We start from the raw sequence: 24,011 nt of genomic DNA, 5'->3' as shown, positions 1-24,011 counted from the left end.
ATGCTGCCACGGACGTACGAAGGACAGGACTGCTCGCTGGCCCGGTCCCTGGAAGTGATCGGAGAGCGCTGGAACCTGCTGATCGTCCGCTCCGCCCTGCTGGGCGCCTGCCGGTACGACGAGTTCCTGCGCCAGATGCCGATCTCCCGGAACGTGCTGGCCGACCGTCTCGGCCGTCTCGTCGACCTGGGTGTCATGCGGCGGGTCGTGTACCAGGAGAAGCCGGTACGCCACGAGTACCCGCTCACGCCCATGGGCCGTGAACTCACCGTCGCCGTGGTCGCCCTCATGCAGTGGGGCGACCGGAACCTGCCCGCGGAGCTGGGACCGTCCCGGCAGGCGCAGCACACCGGATGCGACGGCGGTGTACGGGTGCGGCTGGGCTGCGCGTCCTGCGGGCGGGACGTCCACGAGGACGAGGTGGCGGTACGCCGGACGCGCTGATTCCGGGCTCCGTGAGAGCCGGACGGCATTGCGCACGGCACGAGTTGCCAGCGCGTTCATTCATCCTCAAACCCCCTTGCAGCACAGAGGTGTTGCGCATTTGCGAAGATGCTCTGATCTTCGCGCCGAGCCGACCATGAGGCCCTTCGCCACCCCCTGGTGGCCGGTCGAGGGAGGCACACGCGTGGCATCGGTACCGGGATCCCTGCGCAGACTTCTCATGGCTCCGTCCCTGGCCGACGTGAGCTTCGCGGGCCGGGGTTTCCCGGTGGTCGAGACCGCCGCGACCCGCCAGCTGGAGACCATCCCCCAGACGGTGGTCACCGGATTCGAGTGGGGCATCGAGTCGAAGAGCCTGTGGGAGACCGAGCGGCGGCTCTCCCTGGTCGACGAGGAGCTGCGGGGCTTCGCCTACGAGGGCGCGACCATGGCTTCGGTGATCCGGGACTCGATGCCCGGACGGGGAGGCCGCACCGCGGAACTGCTCCAGGGAGCCGGACGCCGCCACATCTTCCTCAACTACATCGGCATCGGTTTCGCGATGGCCAAGCTGCCCAGGCCGCTGTGGAAGAAGGCCGTGCCCGCGCTCGACGGCGACGACCTCTACCCGTCGATGAGCTGGCTCGCGGTCGACGGCTACGGCTTCGACCGCGCCTACTTCGCCCCGGAGCGATGGGTGGACGAGCAGCGGCTGGACACCCCGTACGGCTGGGAGGACCGGCCCGGCTACTTCCAGCGGGCGGTGGACCAGGGCATCGGGCGAGCCCTGTGGTTCATCCACGGCGCCGCGGTGGATGCCGTGTGCGCCGCGGTCAACCGGTTCGCCTCCGATCGCAGGCCGGACCTGTGGGCCGGTGTCGGGCTCGCGGCCACGTTCGCCGGCTGCTCCACCGCGGCGGAGCTGGACACGCTTCGCGTCCGGTCGGGTGAGCTGGCCGGGCATGTCGCCCAGGGCTCGGTCTTCGCCGCCAAGGCCCGCCACTTCTCGCTGACGGTTCCCGAGCACACCCGGACAGCGCTGCACGCGCTGACCGGCCTCACCGTCGAGTCCGCTGCCGAACTCGCCGATGACGCCGCGCCCCCCGCGGGCGTCGGCGACGGTGTTCCCAGCTACGAGATCTGGCGCAGATCAGTACGCGAGAAGCTTCCGCTCACATACCCCTGAGCATTTCCGGAGTAGACATTCGGTCACCTCAATTGAATAAGTTCGGCTGAGCCAATGAGGATGTCAGGCAAGAGTATCGAGGGGCGGTCTTTCAGGTGTCCATGTTGCGAGCGCTGAGGCGCCGAATTCTCACTCCCAGTGTTCGAGAAACACAGCTGGAAACACGGGGTTTCCACATCAAGGACGCGGAGGCCAAGCACCAGTTGGAGACGGTCGGGACGAGCTTCCTGCAGGGGTACGCGTACGCGGTCGAGGCCCGTTCGGCGAGCCAGGCCGTCGACTGGCTGGAGACCGTGCCCCGGGCCTTTCGCGGGTTCGCCTACGAGGGCGCGGGCATGGGTGCGGTCATGCTCGGCTCCCTCACCGGGAGCAGTCGGCGGCTGACGGGGATCCTGGAGGGCGAGGGCCGGCGTCACAACTACATGATCTACGTCGGCATCGGGTGGGCAATGGCCCGGCTCCCCAAGTTCCTGTGGCCCGACGTGACCGCGACCGACCCGGTGCTGCGCTGGCTGATCCTGGACGGGTACGGCTTCCACCAGGCGTACTTCAAGACGGACTCCTACGTTCGCAATCCCGCCGCCGAGCACCCCTTCACCTGGAAGGGCGGCCCGGACGCCTACAGCGCGCGCGCCATCGACCAGGGCATCGGCCGGGCCATGTGGTTCGTCGGGGGCACCGACCCCGACGTCGTGGCCGACCTCATCGGCACGTTCCCCGAGCACCGCCACGCCGACCTCTACGCGGGCGCCGGGCTGGCCTGCACCTACGCGGGAAGCGTGGACGGGGACGAACTGCGGCGCTTCGCCAAGCACGCGGGCGACCATCTGCCCAGCCTCGTACAGGGCTCCGCTTTCGCCTGCGAGGCGCGGGAGCGGGCGGGGACGACGACCGCCCACACGCACCTGGCCGCCCAGATCCTGTGCGGCGGCCGGACCCCGGCGGAAGCCGCACAGGTGTGCACGGACGCACGGCCCGCCACCTGTGCCGGCGGGGAGACCCCGGCCTTCGAGACCTGGCGGCAGCAGATCGCCGCCACCATCAGTTCCATTCCTCCCACGCAGAAGGGCGCCGTCGCATGACACATCCAATTTCGTGGCTGCGGAAGCAGGCTCCGGGGGTCGTCGCACTCGCTGTCATGGTCGGCACTTTCTACGCGGTGAAGCCGTCGGAGTCGAGCGCCGCCGAGAAAAAGGAAATGGCGGAGAGTTTCACTTTCGAGCCGATGGCGATATCCATGCCTGGCGGTTACAAGAAACAGAGCGTCCGCAAGGTCAACAAGGCCTACAAGCACATCGAGGCGTGGATCTCCTCCGTCGGCGCCGGCGTCGCCATGAACGACATCGACGGCGACGGCCTGCCCAACGACCTCTGCATCACCGATCCGCAGATCGACCAGACCGTCGTCACCCCGGCCCCGGCGCCCGGTCGCGAGAGTCCCACGTACGCCCCCTTCGTGCTCGACCCGGCTCCGCTGCCCAAGAGCGACATCATGGCGCCGATCGGCTGCGTCCCCGGGGACTTCAACGAGGACGGCGCGATGGACCTGCTCGTCTACTACTGGGGCCGCACCCCGGTGATCTTCCAGGCGGAGAGGAAGCCGGGCGAGGACACCACGGCGATGGACCCGAAGTCCTTCAAGCCCGTCGAACTGGTTCCCGGCAGCAACGGCAGCACCTACAAGGGCCCCCTGTGGAACTCCAACGCCGCGACGGTCGCCGACTTCGACGGCGACGGTCACAATGACATCTACATCGGGAACTACTTCCCCGACAGCCCCGTCCTGGACGACAGCGTGCACGGCGGCGTGACGATGAACGACTCGCTCTCCCACGCCCAGAACGGCGGCGGCGGTCACTTCTTCCGCTGGACCCCCTCCGGCTTCGAGGAGGTCAAGAACGTCCTGCCGAAGGGCATCGACCGGGGCTGGACACTTGCCGTCTCCGCCACCGACCTGGACGGCGACCAGCGCCCCGAGATGTACCTGGCGCACGACTTCGGAACCTCGGCGCTGCTGTACAACAGGTCGACCCCCGGAACGTTCAAGTTCAGCGAGGTGAAGGCCGTACACACCGCGACCACTCCGAAGTCCAAGGAGATCGGCCGCAGCTCCTTCAAGGGCATGGGCGTCGACTTCGGTGATCTGGACAACGACGGCCTGTACGACGCCTTCGTCTCCAACATCACCACCTCCTTCGGCATCCAGGAGTCGAACTTCGCCTTCGTCGCGACCGCTCGCGACAAGGCGGATCTGCGGGCGAAGTTCCGTGACGGCGTCGCCCCCTACAAGGACGAGAGCGCACCTCTCAACCTCGCCTGGTCCGGTTGGGGCTGGGACGTGAAGATGGGGGACTTCGACAACAACGGAATCCAGGAGATCACCCAGGCGGTCGGCTTCGTCAAGGGCAAGCGCAACCGCTGGGCCCAGCTCCAGGAGCTCGCCACCGCCAACGACGCGCTGGTCAAGCACCCCCGCTTCTGGCCCCGGGTGGAGGAGGGCGACGACCTCGCCGGCGATCAGCACCTGCGCTTCTTCGTACAGGACAAGGACGGCGAGGCCTACAGCGACCTGTCCAAGCAGCTCGGTCTGGCTGTACCCGTGCCCAGCCGGGGCATCGCCACCGGCGACGCCGACGGGGACGGCCGCCTGGACATGGTGGTCGCCCGCCAGTGGGAGGACCCGGTCTTCTACTGCAACATGAGCAAGGACACCGGGGAATACCTCAACCTCAGCCTCGTCGACGAGGCCGGATCGCCCGTGATCGGCGCGCAGGTCACCGTGACCCTGTCCGACGGCAGCACCCGCCTGGGCCGCGTCGACGGCGGCAGCGGCCACTCCGGCAAGCGCAGCCAGGACGTGCACATCGGACTCGGCCAGGAGGCCGACGGCCCGATGGAGACCCGTCTGACCTGGCGCGACCGCACCGGTCAGGTGCGCAACAAGGACCTCCAGCTGACTCCCGGCAGGCACGCGCTGGAACTCGGCGCCGACGTGAAGGAGAAGTGACCGTGCCCGGTTCAAAGACGCTCACGCCCGCCCCCCGGCACGATGTGAAGGTCACCACCGCCCTCCGCCGGTTCGCGATCTCGATCTCGATCCTCAACATCGCCGGGTACACCTTCCTCGGCTTCGAACAGCCATGGCTGTGGCCCTTCATCGCGGTCCTCACCGCCTATGCGGTGGAGATCGTCCTGGAGGCCGTCAGCGCCCGCGGCGAGAAGCGGGCGCCCCGCTTCGCCGGCGGGGGGTTCAAGGGGATGGTCGAATTCCTCTTCCCCGCCCACATCACGGGCCTCGCCGTGAACATGCTGACCTACGTCAACGACCGCGTGTGGGTCATGGTCTTCGGCGTCATCGTGGCCGTCGGCACCAAGTGGGTGCTGCGGGCTCCGCTCAAGGGCCGCATGCGGCACTACATGAACCCGTCGAACTTCGGGATCGCAATGATCCTGGTCCTCTTCCCGTGGGCGAGCATCGCGCCGCCCTACCACTTCACCGAGTACCTGTACGGCCCGGCGGACTGGGTGCTCCCCGCGATCATCCTGGTCCTGGGCACCATGCTCAACGCCAAGCTGACCGGACGCATGTGGCTGATCATGGCCTGGCTCGGCGGCTTCGTGGTGCAGGCCGTCGTCCGAGGGCTGGTCACGGGCACATCCATCCCCGCGGCACTCGGCATGATGACCGGCGTCGCCTTCGTGCTCTTCACCAACTACATGGTCACCGACCCCGGCACCTCACCCTCCAAGCGATCCTCCCAGATCTTCTTCGGAGCCGGAGTCGCGGCGATGTACGGCGTGCTGACCGCTCTCGGAATCGCGTACGGCATCTTCTTCGCGACCGCCTTGGTCTGCCTGATCCGCGGGGGCTACCTGTGGGGGCTGCACTTCCTCGCCAAGCAGCGTGAGGCTCAGGCGCCTCCCGCCCTCGGGGTCCAGGGCCACCGCCCCGACACCGCGGTCGAGCAGATGACGGCCGCCCCGGCGCCCGCCGCCGCTTCCGGACCGGCGGACGGATCGCCCGAGCCGGCGACGGTCGTCCTCTCGGGCAACCCCTGTAAGGACGGCACCTGCTTCCACGGCAAGTGCGCAGCCGAACGAGCGTCGAAGAAAAAGGCGACGGTGCCTGTATGAGCCGCATAGCCATCGTCGGAGTCGCGTGCACGTACCCCGACGCCACCACCCCCCGGGAGCTCTGGGAGAACGCCGTCGCCGGACGGCGGGCCTTCCGCAGACTGCCCGACGTCCGGATGCGGTTGGACGACTACTGGAACCCGGACCCCACGGTCCCCGACACCTTCTACGCCCGCAATGCGGCGGTGCTGGAGGGCTGGGAGTTCGACCGCGTCGCCCACCGGATCGCCGGCAGCACCTTCCGCTCCACCGACCTCACCCACTGGCTCGCCCTGGACACGGCGACCCGAGCGCTGGCGGACGCCGGCTTCCCGGCCGGTGAGGGGCTGCCCACCGAGCGCACCGGAGTCGTCGTCGGCAACACGCTGACCGGAGAGTTCTCCCGCGCCAACGGCCTGCGACTGCGATGGCCCTACGTACGCCGGATCCTCGCCGACGCCCTCCAGGAGCAGGAGTGGGACGACGACCGCCTCGGCGCATTCCTCCGAGGCGTGGAGGAGGCGTACAAGAAGCCCTTCCCCGCCGTGGACGAGGACACCCTCGCGGGGGGCCTGTCCAACACCATCGCCGGGCGGATCTGCAACCACTTCGACCTGAACGGCGGCGGCTACACCGTCGACGGCGCCTGCTCGTCCTCGCTGTTGTCCATCACCACCGCGGCCACCTCGCTGCAGAGCGGCGACCTCGACGTGGCCGTCGCCGGTGGCGTCGATCTGTCCATCGACCCGTTCGAGATCATCGGTTTCGCCAAGACCGGGGCGCTCGCCCGCAAGGAGATGCGGCTCTACGACCGCGGATCCAACGGCTTCTGGCCGGGCGAGGGCTGCGGCATGGTGGTCCTCATGCGCGAGGAGGACGCGGTCGCCTCCGGGCACCGCATCTACGCGTCCATCGCCGGCTGGGGCATCTCGTCCGACGGCCAGGGAGGCATCACCCGGCCCGAGGTGAGCGGGTATCAGCTCGCGCTGTCGCGCGCCTACGACCGGGCGGGCTTCGGCATCGAGACCGTGCCGCTCTTCGAGGGCCACGGCACCGGCACCGCCGTCGGTGACGCCACCGAACTCCGGGCGATCATGAGTGCGCGCGCCGCAGCCGACCCCCACGCCCCGAGCGCCGTCATCACCTCCATCAAGGGCATGATCGGCCACACCAAGGCGGCAGCGGGGATCGCCGGACTGATCAAGGCGGTGATGGCCCTGGACTCCGGGGTGCTGCCCCCCGCCATCGGCTGCGTGGACCCCCACGACCTGCTCACCGACGAGTCCGCCAACCTGCGCGTCCTGCGCAAGGCGGAGTCCTGGCCCGAGAACGCGCCGCTGCGGGCCGGCATCACCGCCATGGGCTTCGGCGGGATCAACACCCATGTCGTCCTCGACAGGTCGGACGCCTCCGGGCGCCGCCCTGCCGTCAACCGCCGGACCACGCTGCTGGCCAACTCCCTCCAGGACTCCGAACTGCTGCTCCTGGACGGGGAATCGCCCGCGGCGCTGGCACGGCGGCTGACCCAGGTCGCCGACTTCGCCGCGCAGGTCTCCTATGCCCAGCTCGGCGATCTGGCCGCGACCCTCCAGCGGGAACTGCGCGACCTGCCCCACCGGGCCGCCGTCGTGGCCACCTCGCCGGAGGACGCCGAGCTCAGGCTGCGCGGACTGGCCGAAACCGCCGGGGGGCGGGCGCCCGACGACGGCCCGGTCTTCTCCCAGGACGGCCGCGCCTTCCTCGGCACCGCCGCCGAGGGAGCCCGCGTCGGCTTCCTCTTCCCGGGACAGGGTTCCGGCACTTCGACGGCCGGGGGCGCGCTCGCCCGCAGGTTCACCGAGGCCGCCGAGGTCTACGCGCGCGCAGGCCTTCCCACCGCTGGAGACATGGTCGCCACCCATGTGGCCCAGCCGCGGATCGTGACCGGTTCCACGGCCGGACTCCGGGTGCTGGAAGCTCTGGGAATCGAGGCCGACATCGCACTCGGCCACAGTCTCGGCGAGCTCTCCGCCCTGCACTGGGCGGGTGCGCTGGACGAGACCACGCTGCTGGAGGCCGCGCGCACCCGCGGTGCGGCCATGGCCGCACACAGCGCTTCGGGCACGATGGCCTCCCTGACGGCCACCCCGGAGGAGGCGGTCAGGCTCGTCGAGGGGCTGCCGGTCGTGATCTCCGGGTACAACGGCCCCCGGCAGACGGTGGTCGCCGGGACCGTCGAGGCCGTGGAGAGTGTCGGGGAGCGGGCGGCGGCCGCGGAGATCGCCTTCACCCGTCTGGCCGTGTCGCACGCCTTCCACTCCCCTCTCGTCGCCCCGGCCGCCGAGTCCTTCGGCGACTGGCTGGCAAAGGCTCCGCTGGGTGGGCTGGGACGCCGGGTCGTCTCCACCGTCACCGGTGCGGAGCTGGAGCGCGACACCGATCTCGCCAAGCTGCTGCGGCAGCAGATCACCGACCCGGTGCTGTTCACCCAGGCGGTCCGGGCGGCGGCGGCCGAGGTCGACCTGTTCGTCGAGGTCGGGCCCGGCCGGGTGCTGAGCGTCCTGGCCGCGGAGACCGCCGGGAAACCCGCCGTCGCGCTGAACACCGACGACGAGTCGCTGCGCGGGCTGCTGCAAGTGGTCGGCGCCGCCTTCGTGATCGGGGCCCCGATCATTCACGAGCGGCTCTTCAACGACCGGCTGACCCGGCCGTTGGAGGTGGGCAAGGAGTTCCTCTTCCTGTCCAGCCCCTGCGAGCAGGCCCCCGAGTTCACGCTTCCCGCCGCCGCTCGTGAACCGCTCGTCCAGGAGCACGACGCCCCGACGACCGCGGGCGCCGGCGACACGGCGGAGGAGTCGGCGCTGGACGTGCTGCGCGCACTGGTGGCCGAGCGGGCGGAGCTTCCGAGCGAGTTGATCGACGAGAACAGCAGTCTCCTCGACGATCTGCACATGAGCTCGATCACCGTCGGCCAGATCGTCAACCAGACGGCTGTCCGGCTCGGACTCGCCCCGTCCAGCATTCCGACGAACTTCGCCACGGCGACCCTGGCGGAACTGGCGTCGGCCCTCACGACCCTGGTCGAGACGGGTGCGGACCCGACGGCGGCGCCCGTCGTGACCGGGTCCGCGGCCTGGGCCCGGCCCTTCTCCGTCGACCTCGACGAACTGCCCCTCCCTCCGGCGGTGGCGGATGAGAAGGACGGCACGTGGGAGCTGTTCACCTCCGCCGACCACCCGTTCGCCGAGGAAGTCCGGCGCGCTCTCCAGGACGCCGCGGTGGGTTCCGGAGTTCTGGTGTGCCTGCCGGCCGGCTGCTCCCCTGATCAGCTCGAACTCGCCCTGGACGGGGCGAGATCGGCCCTCGCGGGCAGCCAGGAGGGACGCTTCGTCCTGGTGCAGCACGACCGGGGCGCGGCCGGTCTGGCCAAGACCCTGCACCTGGAGGCGCCCCACCTGCGAACCACCGTCGTCCACACTCCGGTGGCCGACGGAGCCGCGGACCGGGTGGCAGCCGAGGTCGCGGCGACCACGCACTTCAGCGAGGTGCACCTCGACCGGGACGGCACCCGGCGGGTGCCCGTGCTGCGGGCCCTGCCCTTCGCCCCGGACCGTACCGACCAGGTGCTGGGCCCGGACGACGTCCTGCTCGTCACGGGCGGCGGCAAGGGCATCACCGCCGAGTGCGCGCTGGCCGTCGCCGAGCGGACCGGCGCGGCGCTGGCCGTGCTGGGCCGCTCGGACCCGGGCAGCGACCAGGACCTCGCCGCGAACCTGGGACGGATGAGGGAGAGCGGGATACGCGTCGCCTACGCGGCCGCCGACGTCACCGATCCGGTGCGCGTCGCCGGGGCCGTCGCCGAACTGACCGGGGCACTCGGATCCGTGACCGCTGTCCTGCACGGTGCGGGACGCAACGAGCCGACTGCGCTCGGCGGGCTGGACATGGCCGCCGTCCGCAGCACGCTCGCCCCCAAGGTCGACGGGCTGCGGCACGTGCTGGACGTGGTCGGCGAGCAGAACCTCAGACTCCTGGTCACCTTCGGCAGCATCATCGGCCGGGCGGGGCTTCGAGGGGAGGCCCACTACGCCACGGCCAACGAGTGGCTGGCCGGACTCACCGAGGACGTGGCCCGCCGGAACCCGGACTGCCGGGCGCTGTGCATGGAATGGTCCGTCTGGTCCGGCGTCGGCATGGGCGAGAAGCTGTCCGTCGTCGAGTCCCTCTCCCGCGAGGGCATCGTGCCGGTCTCGCCCGACCAGGGCATCGAGATCCTGCTGCGTCTGATCTCCGACCCCGACGCCCCGGTGGTGACGGTGATCAGCGGCCGGACGGAAGGCATCGGAACCGTCCGGCGCGAGCAGCCCCCGCTGCCGCTGCTGCGTTTCACCGGGGAGCCCCTGGTGCGCTACCACGGCGTGGAACTCGTCACCGAGGCAGAACTGAACGCCGGCACGGACCTCTACCTCACCGACCACATGCTGGACGGCAACCTGCTGCTGCCCGCGGTGATCGGAATGGAGGCCATGGTCCAGGTCGGCTCAGCCGTCACCGGCCGGCGGGACGTGCCGGTCATCGAGGACGCCCGGTTCCTGCGGCCGATCGTGGTGCCACCCGGCGGCACGACCCGCATCCGGATCGCGGCCACCGTCACCGGCACCGACCGTGTGGACGTGGCCGTCCACGCGCAGGACACCGGTTTCGCGGCGGAGCACTTCCGGGCGCGGCTGGTCTACGGCGGCGCGGCGATCCCGGACGGCGCCCCCGACCAGGTGGGGCCGAAGGTGCCGACGGCTCCGCTGGACCCCGCGACCGACCTGTACGGCGGGGTGCTCTTCCAGGGCGAGCGTTTCCAGCGGCTGCGGCGCTTCCACCGGGCCGCCGCCCGGCACGTCGACGCCGAGGTGGCGCTCGACACGGCGTCCGGCTGGTTCGCCGGCTTCCTGCCGGGCACGCTGCTGCTCTCGGACCCGGGGATGCGCGACGCCCTGATGCACGGAAACCAGGTGTGCGTCCCCGACGCGACCCTGCTGCCGTCCGGCATCGAGCGGCTGTATCCGATGGCGGCCGGCGAGGATCTCCCGGAGCTGGTCCGCTACTGCGCGACCGAGCGCCACCGGGACGGCGACACCTATGTGTACGACATCGCCGTGCGGACTCCCGACGGCTCCGTCGTCGAGCGGTGGGACGGGCTCACCCTTCATGCCGTGCGCAAGTCGGACGGCTCCGGCCCATGGGTCGCACCGCTGCTCGGCTCCTATCTCGAAAGAACCCTGGAGGAAGTGCTCGGCACCCATGTCGACGTCGCCGTGGAGCCGGTCCCAGCAGACTCCGGGGGCTCCGTGGCCGATCGCCGCAAGGCCACCGCACGGGCCGTCCAGCGGGCGCTCGGTGAGAGTGTAAAGGTGCGCTACCGGCCCGACGGGCGGCCCGAACTCGACGGCGTGCGCCGCCTGTCGGCAGCACACGGCCCGGGGGTGACGCTGGGCGTCGTCGGCACCACCACGGTGGCCTGCGACATCGAGGCGGTCACCGCTCGCGGTGCGCAGGAGTGGGAGGGACTGCTCGGCGAGCACGGGAACCTGGCGGCCCTGGTCGCCAAGGAGACCGGGGAGACGCCGGACCACGCGGCGACCCGCGTGTGGACGGCCGTCGAGTGCCTGAAGAAGGCCGGCCTTCCGGCCGGGGCGCCTCTCACCCTGGAGCCTCAGGTCAGAAGCGGGTGGATCGTCCTGACGGCGGGCGGGCTGCGCATCGCGACCTTCGCCACCACGCTGCGGCACGTCGAAGAGCCCGTGGTGCTCGCGTTCCTCACCGCCGGCACGGACGATGCGGCCCCCGGGAGCGCCCGCGCGTGAGCAGGTACCGGTGCGGGCGGGGAGCGAAGCCGAGCCCCCGCCCGCACCGGTACCCCTTCCCCATCGATCCCCCGATCCACCGGCACACCATCGAGCCGGGCTCCGGCAGCCGGCAGGAGGCAGAAATGAGTCCGATCATCGCTCCGCCCGCAGAACTGGTCGACCCGAAAGACCGCGTACAGCTCAGGAGGGTGTTCGGGGACTTCCCGACCGGCGTCACCGTGGTGACCGTCGGCGGGAGCGAGCCCCGGGGAATGACCGCCAACTCGTTCACATCCGTCTCGCTCTCACCCCCCCTGGTGCTGATCTGCGTCGGCAAGGACGCCGTCATGCACCAACGCCTCACCGCGCTGCCGACGTTCGCCGTATCGGTGCTGGAGGCCGGGCAGGAGAAGGCCGCCAGGCACTTCGCGGACCACTCGCGCCCCCCGGGCGTGGACCAGTTCGACACCGTGGACTGGGTGCTCGGAGAGGAATCCGGCGCACCGCTGATCGCGGGTGCGGTGGCCCACCTGGAATGTGCGATACACCGGCTCTACGAAGGCGGCGACCACACCATCTTCCTCGGCGAGGTCATCACGGCGACGCGCTGGCCGGCCCGCGAGGGGATGCTGTTCTCCGGCGGCCGCTTCCGCCGCTTCGCTCCGGATGCGGACGAAGGAAGGGCGGCATGAGGATCGACCCGCCCGGCCCGCCCCTCCGGGCGCTTCCGGGACTGCTGAGAAAGCTGGCGGTGGACCGCCTCGGGATGATGAGGGACGCGGCCGGGCTCGGGGACGCCGTCCGCGTCTCCATGGGGCCCAAGAAGCTGTACATCTTCAACCGCCCCGACTACGCCAAGCACGTCCTGGCGGACAACAGCGACAACTACCACAAGGGCATCGGTCTGGTGCAGTCCCGCCGGGTGCTGGGCGACGGGCTGCTCACCAGTGACGGTGAGACGTGGCGCGAACAGCGCAGGATCGTGCAGCCGGCGTTCAAACCGGGCCGCATCAACCAGCAGGCGGCCGCCGTCGCCGAGGAGGCGGCCAAGCTGGTCGCCCTGCTGCGCGGTCACGAGGGGGGCGGTCCCGTGGACGTTCTCCAGGAGGTCACCGGTCTCACCCTAGGCGTACTGGGCCGGACCCTGCTCGACTCGAACCTCACCGCGCACGAGTCGCTCGCCCACTCCTTCGAGGAGGTCCAGGACCAGGCCATGCTGGAAATGGTGAGCCAGGGCACGGTGCCGGCCTGGCTGCCGCTGCCTCCGCAAGCACGCTTCCGGCGCGCCCGCAGGGAGCTGTACCGGGTGGCCGACCTGCTGGTGGCCGACCGGCGCTCCAGGATGGCCGACGGCGGGCCGGGCGACGACGCGCTGTCCCGGATCATCGTCGCCGCGGACAGGCGCCGGGACGACCCCGCCCGGGCTCGCAACAGGCTGCGCGAGGAACTGGTCACCCTGCTCCTGGCGGGCCACGAGACCACTGCCAGTACGCTCGGCTGGACCCTGCATCTGCTGGAACGTCACCCCGAGGTACGTGACCGGGTCCGCGCGGAGGCCCGTGCCGCCCTCGGCGACGGCGTCCCCGGACCGGAGGACCTGCATCGGCTGACGTACACCACGATGGTGGTGCAGGAGGCGATGCGGCTGTTCCCTCCCGTGTGGATCCTGCCCAGGGTGGCCCAGCAACGCGATGTGGTCGGCGGCTACACGGTGTCCGCCGGATCGGATGTGCTGGTCTGCCCGTACATCATGCACCGCCATCCGGGGCTGTGGGAGGACCCCGAGCGCTTCGACCCCGAGCGGTTCGAACCCCGGCAGACCGCCGACCGGCCGCGGTACGCGTACATCCCGTTCGGCGCGGGGCCCCGGTTCTGCGTCGGCAGCAACCTCGGGATGATGGAGGCGGTGTTCGTCACGGCCCTGGTCACCCGCGATCTCGATCTGCGTACCGTCGCCGGACACCGGGCGGTTGCCGAACCCATGCTCTCCCTGCGGATGCGCGGAGGGCTACCGATGACGGTGAGTACGGCGAGGTGAGGCGGCTCTCCAGCGCGAAGTGGGCCAGCAGGACCGGTGGATCGAGGGCGTCCACCGCGCGCAGGAGGATGTCCGCCGGCCGGAGCAGGGCACCGGGGTGCACCACGAGCGGTCCGCTGTGCCCGAGCAACAGCGGTTCGGAGTCGAGCTGGTGCGGCCGGTGTCCGGCGGGGAAGGAGTGGACCAGGATGTGCCAGGTGCCCACGGGCACGTCCCGGAGCTCGAAGGCCCCGGGACTCTCCATGACGGTCCAGCGCGCCGGGCGGCCCTGGCGCATCCTGCCGGGGAACAGGCCCACGAAGATCCTTCCGGGCCTGTCACCCGGGGCGGAGTGAATGCGGCCGCGCACGGAGGGATTGTGCGCGGTGGGAGTGAGACGGGCCGCGGCGGAGGGAAAACCCGGCTGCACCCCGCCGAAGTCGCGATAGGCGCTCGGGGAAAGCCCCACACAGGCCTTGAAGCGAGAACTGAAAGTACCGACACTGCTGTAGCCGACCTGACTGCTGATATCGGCCACACTGAGTGCAGTGTGCACGAGAAGTCTCTTGGCCTCCTGAATCCGTAAGGCGGACAGGAAACGCCCGGGAGAGGTACCGGTGACTTCGCGGAAGATGCGGGTGAAATGGAACTTGCTGAACATCGCCGTGCGCGCCATGTCATCGATCGTGAGGTTCTGACCCAGGTTGACGTGCATGTACTCGACGACCCGGCGGACCGCGTCCTCGATGGTGTTCGTGGTCACCGTAACTCCCTGTCGAAGTAGGCCGTCAACGGCGAGTTGGCTGAGTCGTGCGGAGTCCGGAGCCGTCGGCCGCGGCGCTGTGCCGGCGCCGAACCATCTCCTCGGCGAACCGGTGCCAGGCGTCCGAGCAGTGCTGCGCCAGCTCCGCCATCGAGTCGACGCAGTGGGCCGGGACCGCGTCCGCGCGCCGGCGCCACGCCTCGTCGACGACGAACCGGTTGTGCAGCCAGCGCATGAGTTCGCGCCCCTGGTCGGAGTGGCGCAGGGAGGGGTCGTTGGAGAGCTTGCGCAGCGCCTCCAGCGGGGCCCGGGACCGCGGTGACACCGGCGGCCTGCCGGCGACGGCGGGCGGCACCTTCGGGACCGGACGGGCGGCCGGGCCGACGGGCGGCTTGGCCGTCGCCTTCTTCTGCGGGGCGAGTCCCGGCTCCAGCATCGCGCTCTGCCGGTTCTGCGGGACCGGGTCCTCGCCCCGCAGCAGCCGACGGCGGACGTCGTGGGCCGTGCCCAGCGACAGCCCCGTCTGCTCGACGACGGAGCGCAACGGGAGTCCCGGGTCCTGGGTCAGCAGCGCGGCCGCGTGCAGGCGTTCGGCGGTGCGGTCCAACGGGTGGACGCGGCCGTCCGCCCCGGTGCGCATGTTCAGCAGCGGAGAACCCGCGGCTGAACACGTCCGTACCCCCGCCACGGTCTTGGCGTCGAGGCCGACGTGTGCGGCGACCGCGCGGTCGGACAGGGTCGGGTGGGAGGCCAGAATGCGGGCCGCGGCGGTCTTGCGGTCGGCCACCGACAACGGCAGGCCGTTGGTGATGTTCGCCGCGACGGAACGCAGGAACACCTGCTCCTCGGCGCCCTCGAAGAAGGTGACCTCGACCGTGTCCAGCCCCTTCAGGCGGGCCGCGCCGATGCGGTGCATGCCGTCGACGACCCGCATGGTCGGGCGGTGCACCAGGACCGGCGGCAGGGACGCGTACACGGTCGCGAGGCGCTGCACATGGGAACGATCGATTCCGTTCAGGCGCGGGGAATCGGCGGGAATGAGTTCATCGATCCGTACGACACGGCGTGATCGCTCCACGGCGCGTTGGGCAGAGTCACTTTTCACGTTTCCCCCAAGACATGAGACCAGGGCTCACTTCCACATGCGGTGCCCGTGCAGAAGCTTTTCCACGTGCAGGTGATGAAGACATCCGTGCGGCCAGACTAGTGAGCCGCTCGCCCGCGCGTGTAATCCATCCGCCGCTTCGCGCCAACTCCGTGGAGTCGGTTTCAAGGTCGCCTCGACTTTGGCTAGTTGCTTGAACCGGTCGAACGAACCTAGCTTTCTCCTCGCCACAAGGCATCCCACTCCGGACTGCGAGAATGGAGAGCGAGTTGCGCGACGACAATGAGCGAGGGGCGCCGGCCGGCGATATCCGGACCATGACCCTGGAGGCCTACGCGGACACGATCGTGCCGGGCCAGAAGCGCTTCGCGGACGACCGGGCCATCGCGGGGGTGTCCACCGGCGGTGGCGCCGTCCAGGCGGGAGCCCTGGAGCTCCTGCAATGGGATGCGACCGGCATCCACGAGGGTCTGGACGACCTGGTGCGCCTGGTGAACGAGCACGCGCTGGCCTACGCGGCGGAGCGCCGCCTGGCTCCCGACCCGACGGTCCCGCCCTTCGTGGCGCTCGACTACCCGGACCGGGCCGCGCTGATCCAGCGGCTGACGACACCAGGCCACCCCGAGAAGGAGTTCTGGGTGCTGCTGTCCCTCTTCTGCAACATGGCCTTCGATTCGGCCGCGCACCTCAACACGGCACAGGCGATGGAGGACGGCCATCCGGGACTGGAGGCCATGGGCCTGAGCATGCCGGACGCCGACGGCCTGTGGCGCTTCAAGGATTACAGCTACGGGCGTGAGTTCGCCCGCCTCCACCCCGACACCACGTCCACCGGGAGCCCCGCATGAGCACCACGGCCGAGCGCACGGACGTCCTCGTCATCGGCAGCGGATTCGGCGGTGCCATCGCCGCCTACCACCTGGCGGCGGGGGGCGCCGACGTCACCGTCCTGGAACGCGGGCCGTGGCTGGAGAGCAAGGAGTTCGAGCACGACTACAAACTCGGCTCCTCGTACACGAGGGCGTTCGACTTCACGGTCGGGGACGGCATGAGCATCCTCGGCGGGAACTGTGTGGGCGGCGGCAGCGTCGTCTACTTCGCCGCGATGCCCCGCGCCCCGCGCTTCGTCTTCGACCGGCAGGGGTCCATAGGACGCCGGATGTGGCCGCAGGCGGTGAGCCGCGAAACCCTGGACCCCTGGTACGACCGTGTCGAGGAGTCCCTCTCCGTGACCCGGCAGGACTGGAACGACGTGAGCTACGCCGGCGGACTGTGGGCCGCGGCGTGCAACCACGCCGGCCGCACCGCCAACCCCCTCGCCGTCGCCATCGACAACACCAAGTGCGTGAACTGCAACTGGATGATGGCCGGCTGCCGCTTCGAGGCCAAGCAGTCCTTGCTGGTCAACTACCTGCCCGCCGCCATCGCCCATGGGGCGCGCATCCGCCCGCTGCACGAGGTCCAGCACCTCTCGCGCACCCCCGACGGCTCCTACCGGGTGCACTACAACGTCGTGCACGACGACGACTACCGCCTCCAGGCGGGCAGCGGCGTCATCGAGGCGAAGATCGTGGTGATGGCGGCCGGCGCGGGCGCGACCCCGGTGATCCTCCAGCGCAGCGAGGCCCACCTGGGCACCATGCCACGAGCGGTCGGACGCTACTTCTCCGGCAACGGCGAGCGGCTCAACACCGCCATCATCGACGAGGCCAAGGCGGCCGAGCTGTTCGGCCTGGACCGGGGCGACGGGCTCGCCTACGCGGCCAACCAGATCGGCAAGGGGCCCACCGTGGCGAGCTGGGACAGGCTGGACGGCTCGTTGCCCGAGTACTCCCGCTACTCCCTGGAACAGCTCTACTTCCCGCCGGGCCTCGGCACGATCCTCGCCCAGGTGCCCGGCGCCACGGGCCCCTCCTGGTTCGGCAAGGAGAAGAAGGAGATCCTGAAGCAGTGGACCTCCTGGCTCACGATCTTCACGATGATCGAGGACGACAACGAAGGCGTCTTCGGCCCCCCTCCCGCCACCGGTAACGCCCACCGCATCTCCCAGCAGATGCTCGGCCGGGGCAACCTGCGCTACGACCCGACGAAGAACACCCTGGGCGCCTGGGCCGCATCCGACGCCGAGGTCAAGGAGATCCTGGAGAAGGACGGCCTGGCCAAGGTCATGCCCTGGACCAACGACCTCGTCGGCGCCTACACCGTCCACCCGCTCTCCTCCTGCCGGATGGGCGACGACCCCCACACATCCGCCCTGGACGACAGCAACGAGCTCCGCGACCACCCGGGGATCTTCGTCACCGACGGATCGTCGGTTCCCGGCGCGCTGACGGTCAATCCCGCGATGACCATCGCGGCGCTCGCCGAACGCGCGATGCCGGGGATCGTGCGCGCCGCGCAGAGCCGGGGTATCTCCGTCACCTACGGCGCACCGGCCCCCGACGGCTCCACGAGCGGCCGCGAGAGGGTTCTTCCCCTGCTGCCGTCGGCGCGCGGCTGACCCCGCGCCGGCCGGCACCCCGCCCGCACTCTCCGCCCGGAGCGCGGGCCACCGACCCCGCAGGCCATCGCGACCAGTGAGTTGCTTCACGCAACTCGGTGCGACGACCGGCCCCGACGACGAAGGGCACAGACCTATGACCGCGACGAATCCTGACTACTTCGAGCTCCGCCACACCGTCGGCTTCGAGGAGACGAACCTCGTCGGCAACGTCTACTACGTCAACTACCTTCGTTGGCAGGGGCGTTGCCGGGAACTCTTTCTCAAGGAGAGGGCGCCTTCGGTGCTCGCCGAGGTCCAGGAGGACCTCAAGCTCTTCACCCTCAAGGTGGACTGCGAGTTCTTCGCGGAGATCACCGCCTTCGACGAACTGTCGATCCGGATGAGGCTCTCGGAGCTGCGGCAGACCCAGCTGGAGTTCACCTTCGACTACATCAAGCTGGGCGACGACGGCGGCGAGACCCTGGTGGCGCGGGGACGCCAGCGCATCGCCTGCATGCGCGGCCCCAACACGGCGACCGTGCCGACCCTGATACCCGAAGCCCTGGCCGAGGCGCTCGCGCCCTATTCCGACCGGGCCGGCTCCTACGCGGGACGCGCCGCCTAGCGACTGTCGCCGACGCTCCGCGACGGCGCTTCCGCCGGCCGCCGGCCCACCCGGCGGGACATCCGTCCCAGCCCGGAACACCCCCAGTGAAGGAAGTACGAGATGAATTCGCTCGACGACGTCCTCAAGCACCTGGCCACCGACATCGAGGAGCTGGCGCAGCTGGTCGAGAAGATCGACGACGAAGCCTGGAACACTCCGACGCCGGCGCCCGGCTGGACCGTCACCGACCAGATCGCCCACCTCACCTTCGTCTTCAACCTGGCCAGGACCGCGGCGGCGGCGCCGGAGGAGTTCAAGGCCGTCACGGCCGCCGCGGCAGGCAACTTCGACGGAGCGGTCAACGCGGCTCTGCAGCAGTTCAAGGGCTTCCCGCCGCAGGAACTGCTCACCCGCTTCCGGGGCATGGGGCGGGCCTCGGTCGAGGCGCTCGCCGCGGTCCCCGCCGGCCAGGTGGTTCCGTGGCTGGTCAACCCGCTGCCGCCGGTCGTTCTGGGCTGCGCCGGGATCATGGAGGTGTTCGCCCACGGCCAGGACGTCGCCGACGCCCTGGGTGTCCGGCGCACGCCCACCGAGCGGCTTCGCAACATCGTCGACTTCGCCTGGCTGACACGCGACTTCGGCTACGAGTCCCACGGTCTGACCCCGCCGGCCGCGCCGTTCCGCTTCGAGCTCACCGCCCCCTCGGGCGAGGTCTGGACGGTCGGCCCCGAGGACGCCACCGAGACGGTCAGCGGTCCCGCGCACGACTTCTGCCTGCTGGTCACCCGGCGCCGCCACCGCGACGACCTCGCCCTGACCGCGTCTGGTCAGGAGGCGGAGAAGTGGCTGGACATCGCCCAGGCCTACCGGGGGCCGGCGGGCGAGGGGCGCAGGCCCGGGCAGTTCGCGGCGACCGGGAGCTGACCGGCGCCCCGGGGCCGGTGCCCCGCGGATCGCGGCCCGGGGCGGGTCAGTACGCCTGGTGGGCGACGGGCTCCCGGTCCCGGCCGATGTCGGCCAGGGCGTTGAGCACCATCGGCGGGTTGTCGGCCAGCCTCCGCAGCAGGGGAAGCCACCAGTTCATCCCGTAGGCCGCGTGGATGCGACAGGGGCGGCCCGCCGCCCGGTGGCGGCGCAGCAGCTCGGGCCGCACACCGTAGAGCATCTCGATGTCCTGGACGCGTTCGAGCAGACCACGCTCCTGCGCCCCGGCCAGGACCTCGGCGTCCGGAGTGGCCAGACTCAGCCGGACGCCACGGTCCACGAGAAGCTCCGCGAGGTCAAGGTACCGGTCCTCCAGAGCGGGGCCCCGGGACAGAGCGGTGCCGGCAGGCTCGGCCGAGGAGCCCATGACCAGCCGCACGGTGCGGCCAGGACCCGCGACCGCCATGGCGTCGTCCACGGTGCGGTGCAGGTGCGCCTGAAGGGTGATCCCCACGTTGTCGTAACGGTTCACCAGGGCGTCATGGACGGCCAGCACGGTGTCGATGTCCTCGGACCCCTCCATGAGCAGGACGACCTCGCTCCCGCGGAGCGCCGCAGCGGCAGCCAGCCGCCCGGTGTTGCGCAGGGCAGTCTGCGCCGAGTGGGCGAGGCCGATCCGGGAGACGTCCACACCGATCCGGTCAGGGGCCGGCTCCTGATCGAGCAGCCTCAGGTGCTCTTCGACCACGTGCTCCGCGTGGAGGGCGTCGGTGGCTCCCTGATCGGGGCCGACGAACTCCGCGCTCACCCGGTACCCCCGGGAGCGCAGCCGGACAGCCTGCTCGAAGAACCCCGCGCGGTCCGAGGCGAGCACGTACCGGCGGGCGGCGGGGGAGAACATGTCCCTCAATGCCGAGGAGGGCGCGGCCGACGCGCTCCGGCACCGCGCGTCGCCGGCCAGCCGCCGCAGCCCCTCGGCCGCCGCCTCCAGCAAGGCACGCTGGGACATGTCGTGGTTCACGGCTGGGCCTCGGCATTCTTCTCGGTGGGAACCTGCTGCGGCCGAGGCCGCTGTGCCCATCAGCGGACGCACACCGGCGCCTCGTTCCGGACGGTGCGGTCCGTCGGCCGGGCGACGAGAAACCGGAGCCATGCCGGAGCAGTGTCACCCGGGGGGCGAAGGCTGTCCGGGACGGACAGAGATGTATCGGTTTTCGGCAAAATCTTGCCATCCCCATCGACATCAGTTGCCTGGCCAGAACGGCAGCACTGACGAACGCCATCGCCGCTCAACTCGATGTTTCCCATATGGCCGCCCGAGATCGGAGGAGGCTACTTGACTTGCATATCAGCACGCCTCTTCAGCAAAGGCAAGCAATTGCCATTCGGTTCGACAATTTTGGCAACAATTGACTGTGTAGGAGGTACACATGTGCCAACAGATGCACCACCAAGGGCGAGCAACCGTGGGGGGCGGCACACGCCGGCGCCTCACGCCGACGGCGGTGGCCACGGCGGCGCGGTGGACCTCGCGAACCGGCGCGGCGTCAGCCGCCGGTGGCGCCGCGGACCTTCCCGCGCGCCCGCATCAGGCATTCCGCCGCGAGCCGCCAGATCTCCGCGGCGAGGTTGATGTTGGAGTTCTCCTGCGCCTCCTCGGCCAGGAGCTGGAGGCCGGCCAGGCCTTCCTCCTCCTCCCCGCTCAGGATGCGCAGCTGATGACCGAGGACCTCCAGGCGGATCCGGCTCTGATAGGGCAGCCGGAGCTCGGTCCTGCCGAGCCTCTCCAACAACGCGCGGGCATCGGCGAACCTGCCCTCATGGAAGGCGAGGCGCGCCCGCAGAGCGGCGAGGGACTGTTCCAGAGCGGATGTGCGGGCAAAGGGAAGGGCCGCCTCCGCCGCCTCGATGCAGAGCTGCGCGGCGTCGGGCTCGGGAGGAAGTTTCTGCAGGTGGAGTTCGGCCATCGCGATGCGCAGCCGCAGCCAGATCGTCAGGTTCTCCCGGCTGTCGAACCCGTCCAGAGCCTCCTGGAAAAGGACCTCGGCCGCGGCGAACTCGCCCTGCCGCACCTTCAACGCACCCGCCGTCCACAACGCCTCGGCCCACAGAGTGTCGGACCGTCCCCTCACCAGGACGGTCAGTTCGTCGGCGTGGCGCCGGGCGTCGGGCATCCGTCCCGCCTCGGCCTCCACCGACACCAGAACCAGCAGCGAAGCGGCCCTGTCCTGGCTGGACAGCGCATGGTCCACCGCGAGCCGGTGGGCGGCGGCGGCAGCCTCCACCGCCGGAACGATCTCGCCCAGTACCCGCAGCGACCGGGCGAACTGGGTCAGGGCCCGTGCGCGCAACTCGGCCAGGCCGATCTCCTCACTCAGCGTCACCAGACGCTGGAGGTAGCCGTGCTCGCCGGCCGAGTCGCCGTGCCGGCGCTTCCACTGTCCCAGCAGCCACAGGGCCTGCCAGCGGAGCATCGGATCCTGGCCATGCGCGGAACGTACCGCCTCGGCGAGAAGCTCACTGGTCTCGTCGGACTCCAGGGAAGTGGAGAGGGAGAGGATCTGGGCGAGCGAGGTGGCCCGGGACCCTTCGAACTCCGACGGGCTGATGCCGAGTTGTCCGGCCAGGTGGGCGACGGCGCGATCGGAGGGCTGCCGGGCGCCCGACTCCAGGCGCGAGAGATAGCCCGTAGACATGCCGTCCCCCGCGAGCGCGGCCTGGGAAAGACCCCGCTCGGTCCTCAGCTGCCTCAGGCGACGGCCGAAAGATGGCTGCTCCAACACGTGCACGCCCCAGCGAATAGATGGAGGACGAAGGTTCCTGGCCCGGCCCGGTCCCCGTGGCCTGCCACGCTACTCATTCCAGTTGTGCCAGAGAGTATGCCGGTCGCGCGCGGCTTGGCAAACCTGCGGACCTCGAATGCCTACACATCTCGCCCAACTGCAGTGGGTGGATGGCAAGGAGGGTTGCCACCGACTTGGAAAGGTATTGCCATGCAACATGTGCTCCCGTACCGTGGCGGGAAGCCGATGCAGCCGACACATGCCCCTGGAGGTGGCGAAAGTGACCAGTGACCGCTCTGCCGTCTCCGGCCGGAACCGTTCCGCGGGATCCGGCGCGCCGAAGGGCCCCGACGGCGACGAGCACCGGCTCGGTGACGTGGGGGAGTTCATGGTCGGCGCGTGGAGCGAGCTCCTCGGCCGCTCCGACCTCACCGAGCATTCGGATTTCTTCGCGCGCGGCGGGGACACGCTGCTGATCACGCGGCTGGTCCGCAGGATCACCGAGAGGTTCGGCGTCACGGTGTCGCTGCGCGAGCTGTCGCGGCGCAACCTCGGCGACCAGGTGGCGCTGGTGCATGCCTCGCGGCTGCGCTCGGCACGTCGGGGCTCCCGGCGCACGGTCGTCACCACCGGCGACATCCGCCAGGTACTGGTGCGCGGCTGGGGTGACCTGCTCGGCTTCCCGGACCCCTCCGAAGGTGCTGATTTCTTCGCCCACGGCGGCGACTCCCTGCTCATCACCCGGCTGGTCCGCAGGATCAACCGCGAGCTGGGCGTCACGCTCCCGGTACGCGACATGCTGGCCGCCCCGACGCTGGGTGAGCAGACCCTGCTGCTCTGCGACGCGGTCGCGGGATCTCGCCGTTCCGTCTTTACCAGCGGCCGACAGTCCGGCTGATACACAGGCAAGTTGCCAAAGTCTGGCATATCGTTGCCACCCTCAGTCCGATTCGCTAGCTTCCTGGCATCACGAGGTCTCACCGTCCCGCGGTCACGCCGCCCTCGCTAGGAGCTCGCATGGGTACCGCACTTCACGTTGCCCGACTGTCCCTCCTCTTCGGCACGTTCGGACTCGTCACCCTCTTCACCACGGCCTCCGCCCACTCCGCAACGGGAGGGGAAGACGTGGAATGGCCCTTCACCCGCATCTGCGCGGCCGCCGACGACGAAGTCGAATGGCCCTGATCCGCCGCCGTCCGCCCCTCGTCCACCCGGAAGGAAGAGCCGTGCCCCACATAGCACTCGACAACGACCTCCCCGGCATCAGTGGTCTGATGGCTCACCACCCCGGCACCGCAGCACCGCTGGGCGATCTCGCGAACGCCCTGCTGCGGGCGCCGTCCTCGCTGGAACCGGGGCAACGCGAGCTCATCGCGGCGTACGTCTCGCATCTCAACTCCACCGAGTTCTGCGCCGCCTCCCACGGGGCCTTCGCCGCCGCGCAGCTGCCGGGAGGCCGGCAGCTCGTCGAGGCCGTCCTCGCCGACCCCGCCACCGCGCCCATCGACGGCAGGACGCGCGCGCTGCTGGCCGTCGCCGCCGAGGTCCAGAGCGCGGCGCGCCCGGTCTCCGCAGGGGTGATCGCCTCGGCGCGGGCCGAGGGAGCGGACGACACCGCTCTGCACGACACCGTTCTGATCGCCGCCGCGTTCTGCATGTTCAACCGGTACGTCAGCGGTCTCGCCACGGAGCTGCCGAAGGACGACGAGTACTACGAGCACTCCGCCCGGCAGATCGTCGCCAACGGCTACCGGGCCGCGATGGCCCAGGCCGGCTGACGCATCCCCCG

General features: G+C 70.3%; 19 protein-coding genes. 15 read left to right on the top strand and 4 right to left on the bottom strand.

Features of this window, described 5'->3' with window-relative positions; genetic code table 11:
* The 8 genes from WQO_RS34005 to WQO_RS33970 all read left to right on the top strand — a co-directional run bounded on the left by WQO_RS34005 (position 1) and on the right by WQO_RS33970 (position 13,579).
* On the top strand, positions 1-444 hold the full coding sequence (locus WQO_RS34005) for a winged helix-turn-helix transcriptional regulator (RefSeq protein WP_010056326.1): 444 nt from the start codon (positions 1-3) through the stop codon (positions 442-444).
* 184 nt (positions 445-628) lie between these two features.
* On the top strand, positions 629-1,609 hold the full coding sequence (locus WQO_RS34000) for a DUF1702 family protein (protein WP_029181888.1): 981 nt from the start codon (positions 629-631) through the stop codon (positions 1,607-1,609).
* 95 nt (positions 1,610-1,704) lie between these two features.
* Complete coding sequence (locus tag WQO_RS33995) at positions 1,705-2,691, top strand: DUF1702 family protein (protein WP_237274242.1); 987 nt, start codon at positions 1,705-1,707, stop codon at positions 2,689-2,691.
* Positions 2,688-4,616: a CRTAC1 family protein gene (locus tag WQO_RS33990; RefSeq protein WP_029181886.1), complete on the top strand. Its 1,929-nt coding sequence runs from the start codon at positions 2,688-2,690 to the stop codon at positions 4,614-4,616. The genes WQO_RS33995 and WQO_RS33990 overlap by 4 nt, the downstream gene beginning before the upstream one ends.
* Positions 4,613-5,743, top strand: coding sequence for an RnfABCDGE type electron transport complex subunit D (locus WQO_RS33985; protein WP_010056321.1), 1,131 nt, complete (start codon positions 4,613-4,615; stop codon positions 5,741-5,743). Before WQO_RS33990 ends, WQO_RS33985 begins: the two co-directional genes overlap by 4 nt.
* Positions 5,740-11,559: a type I polyketide synthase gene (locus WQO_RS33980; protein WP_010056319.1), complete on the top strand. Its 5,820-nt coding sequence runs from the start codon at positions 5,740-5,742 to the stop codon at positions 11,557-11,559. The genes WQO_RS33985 and WQO_RS33980 overlap by 4 nt, the downstream gene beginning before the upstream one ends.
* A 125-nt stretch (positions 11,560-11,684) precedes the next feature.
* A complete protein-coding gene (sgcE6, locus tag WQO_RS33975) occupies positions 11,685-12,233 on the top strand; it encodes an NADH-dependent FAD reductase SgcE6 (RefSeq protein ID WP_010056317.1) in 549 nt (182 codons plus the stop codon).
* Complete coding sequence (locus tag WQO_RS33970; protein WP_010056316.1) at positions 12,230-13,579, top strand: cytochrome P450; 1,350 nt, start codon at positions 12,230-12,232, stop codon at positions 13,577-13,579. Before sgcE6 ends, WQO_RS33970 begins: the two co-directional genes overlap by 4 nt.
* Here WQO_RS33970 and WQO_RS33965 read toward each other — a convergent pair.
* Positions 13,467-14,321, bottom strand: coding sequence for a helix-turn-helix domain-containing protein (locus tag WQO_RS33965; protein WP_029181885.1), 855 nt, complete (start codon positions 14,319-14,321; stop codon positions 13,467-13,469). The two genes, WQO_RS33970 and WQO_RS33965, sit on opposite strands and share 113 nt — an antisense overlap.
* Before the next feature lie 25 nt (positions 14,322-14,346).
* Positions 14,347-15,315, bottom strand: a complete 969-nt coding sequence (locus tag WQO_RS33960) for a ParB/RepB/Spo0J family partition protein (protein WP_010056314.1) — start codon at positions 15,313-15,315, stop codon at positions 14,347-14,349.
* 428 nt (positions 15,316-15,743) lie between these two features.
* Here WQO_RS33960 and WQO_RS33955 point away from each other — a divergent pair, with 428 nt between their 5' ends.
* The 4 genes from WQO_RS33955 to WQO_RS33940 all read left to right on the top strand — a co-directional run bounded on the left by WQO_RS33955 (position 15,744) and on the right by WQO_RS33940 (position 19,439).
* Entirely contained in the window at positions 15,744-16,274 is a 531-nt protein-coding gene (locus WQO_RS33955) for a DUF5987 family protein (protein WP_010056313.1), read from the top strand.
* Positions 16,271-17,926, top strand: a complete 1,656-nt coding sequence (locus WQO_RS33950; protein ID WP_010056312.1) for an FAD-dependent oxidoreductase — start codon at positions 16,271-16,273, stop codon at positions 17,924-17,926. The genes WQO_RS33955 and WQO_RS33950 overlap by 4 nt, the downstream gene beginning before the upstream one ends.
* Positions 17,927-18,062: 136 nt before the next feature.
* On the top strand, positions 18,063-18,533 hold the full coding sequence (locus WQO_RS33945; protein WP_010056311.1) for an acyl-CoA thioesterase: 471 nt from the start codon (positions 18,063-18,065) through the stop codon (positions 18,531-18,533).
* A 102-nt stretch (positions 18,534-18,635) separates the two neighbouring features.
* Entirely contained in the window at positions 18,636-19,439 is an 804-nt protein-coding gene (locus WQO_RS33940) for a TIGR03084 family metal-binding protein (protein ID WP_010056309.1), read from the top strand.
* A 46-nt stretch (positions 19,440-19,485) separates the two neighbouring features.
* Here WQO_RS33940 and WQO_RS33935 read toward each other — a convergent pair whose 3' ends face one another.
* On the bottom strand, positions 19,486-20,448 hold the full coding sequence (locus WQO_RS33935) for a proline dehydrogenase family protein (protein WP_148660139.1): 963 nt from the start codon (positions 20,446-20,448) through the stop codon (positions 19,486-19,488).
* Between the two features lie 538 nt (positions 20,449-20,986).
* Positions 20,987-22,222, bottom strand: a complete 1,236-nt coding sequence (locus tag WQO_RS33930; RefSeq protein WP_010056305.1) for a helix-turn-helix domain-containing protein — start codon at positions 22,220-22,222, stop codon at positions 20,987-20,989.
* A gap of 280 nt (positions 22,223-22,502) precedes the next feature.
* On the opposite strand from WQO_RS33930, the gene WQO_RS35885 reads away from it, so the two are divergent.
* From WQO_RS35885 to WQO_RS33920, 3 genes are all read left to right on the top strand, one after another.
* Positions 22,503-23,120, top strand: coding sequence for an acyl carrier protein (locus WQO_RS35885; protein ID WP_237274241.1), 618 nt, complete (start codon positions 22,503-22,505; stop codon positions 23,118-23,120).
* Between the two features lie 119 nt (positions 23,121-23,239).
* On the top strand, positions 23,240-23,407 hold the full coding sequence (locus WQO_RS36200) for a hypothetical protein (RefSeq protein ID WP_158514079.1): 168 nt from the start codon (positions 23,240-23,242) through the stop codon (positions 23,405-23,407).
* Between the two features lie 41 nt (positions 23,408-23,448).
* The gene (locus WQO_RS33920; RefSeq protein WP_010056303.1) at positions 23,449-24,000 is read left to right on the top strand and encodes a carboxymuconolactone decarboxylase family protein; all 552 of its coding nucleotides are present in this window, start codon (positions 23,449-23,451) and stop codon (positions 23,998-24,000) included.
* Positions 24,001-24,011: the final 11 nt, after the last annotated feature.

This window comes from Streptomyces globisporus C-1027, assembly GCF_000261345.2.
Lineage (GTDB): Bacteria > Actinomycetota > Actinomycetes > Streptomycetales > Streptomycetaceae > Streptomyces > Streptomyces pakalii.
This window is presented reverse-complemented; position numbering and strand designations above follow the sequence as displayed.

What these genes read in the sequence shown, in the direction of transcription:
- WQO_RS33935 (WP_148660139.1), bottom strand. Translation starts at nt 20,448, where the DNA reads ATGTCCCAGCGTGCCTTGCTGGAGGCGGCGGCCGAGGGGCTGCGGCGG.
- WQO_RS33980 (WP_010056319.1), top strand. Translation starts at nt 5,740, where the DNA reads ATGAGCCGCATAGCCATCGTCGGAGTCGCGTGCACGTACCCCGACGCC.
- sgcE6 (WP_010056317.1), top strand. Translation starts at nt 11,685, where the DNA reads ATGAGTCCGATCATCGCTCCGCCCGCAGAACTGGTCGACCCGAAAGAC.
- WQO_RS33950 (WP_010056312.1), top strand. Translation starts at nt 16,271, where the DNA reads ATGAGCACCACGGCCGAGCGCACGGACGTCCTCGTCATCGGCAGCGGA.
- WQO_RS33940 (WP_010056309.1), top strand. Translation starts at nt 18,636, where the DNA reads ATGAATTCGCTCGACGACGTCCTCAAGCACCTGGCCACCGACATCGAG.
- WQO_RS33955 (WP_010056313.1), top strand. Translation starts at nt 15,744, where the DNA reads ATGACCCTGGAGGCCTACGCGGACACGATCGTGCCGGGCCAGAAGCGC.
- WQO_RS33990 (WP_029181886.1), top strand. Translation starts at nt 2,688, where the DNA reads ATGACACATCCAATTTCGTGGCTGCGGAAGCAGGCTCCGGGGGTCGTC.
- WQO_RS33970 (WP_010056316.1), top strand. Translation starts at nt 12,230, where the DNA reads ATGAGGATCGACCCGCCCGGCCCGCCCCTCCGGGCGCTTCCGGGACTG.
- WQO_RS34005 (WP_010056326.1), top strand. Translation starts at nt 1, where the DNA reads ATGCTGCCACGGACGTACGAAGGACAGGACTGCTCGCTGGCCCGGTCC.
- WQO_RS33945 (WP_010056311.1), top strand. Translation starts at nt 18,063, where the DNA reads ATGACCGCGACGAATCCTGACTACTTCGAGCTCCGCCACACCGTCGGC.
- WQO_RS36200 (WP_158514079.1), top strand. Translation starts at nt 23,240, where the DNA reads ATGGGTACCGCACTTCACGTTGCCCGACTGTCCCTCCTCTTCGGCACG.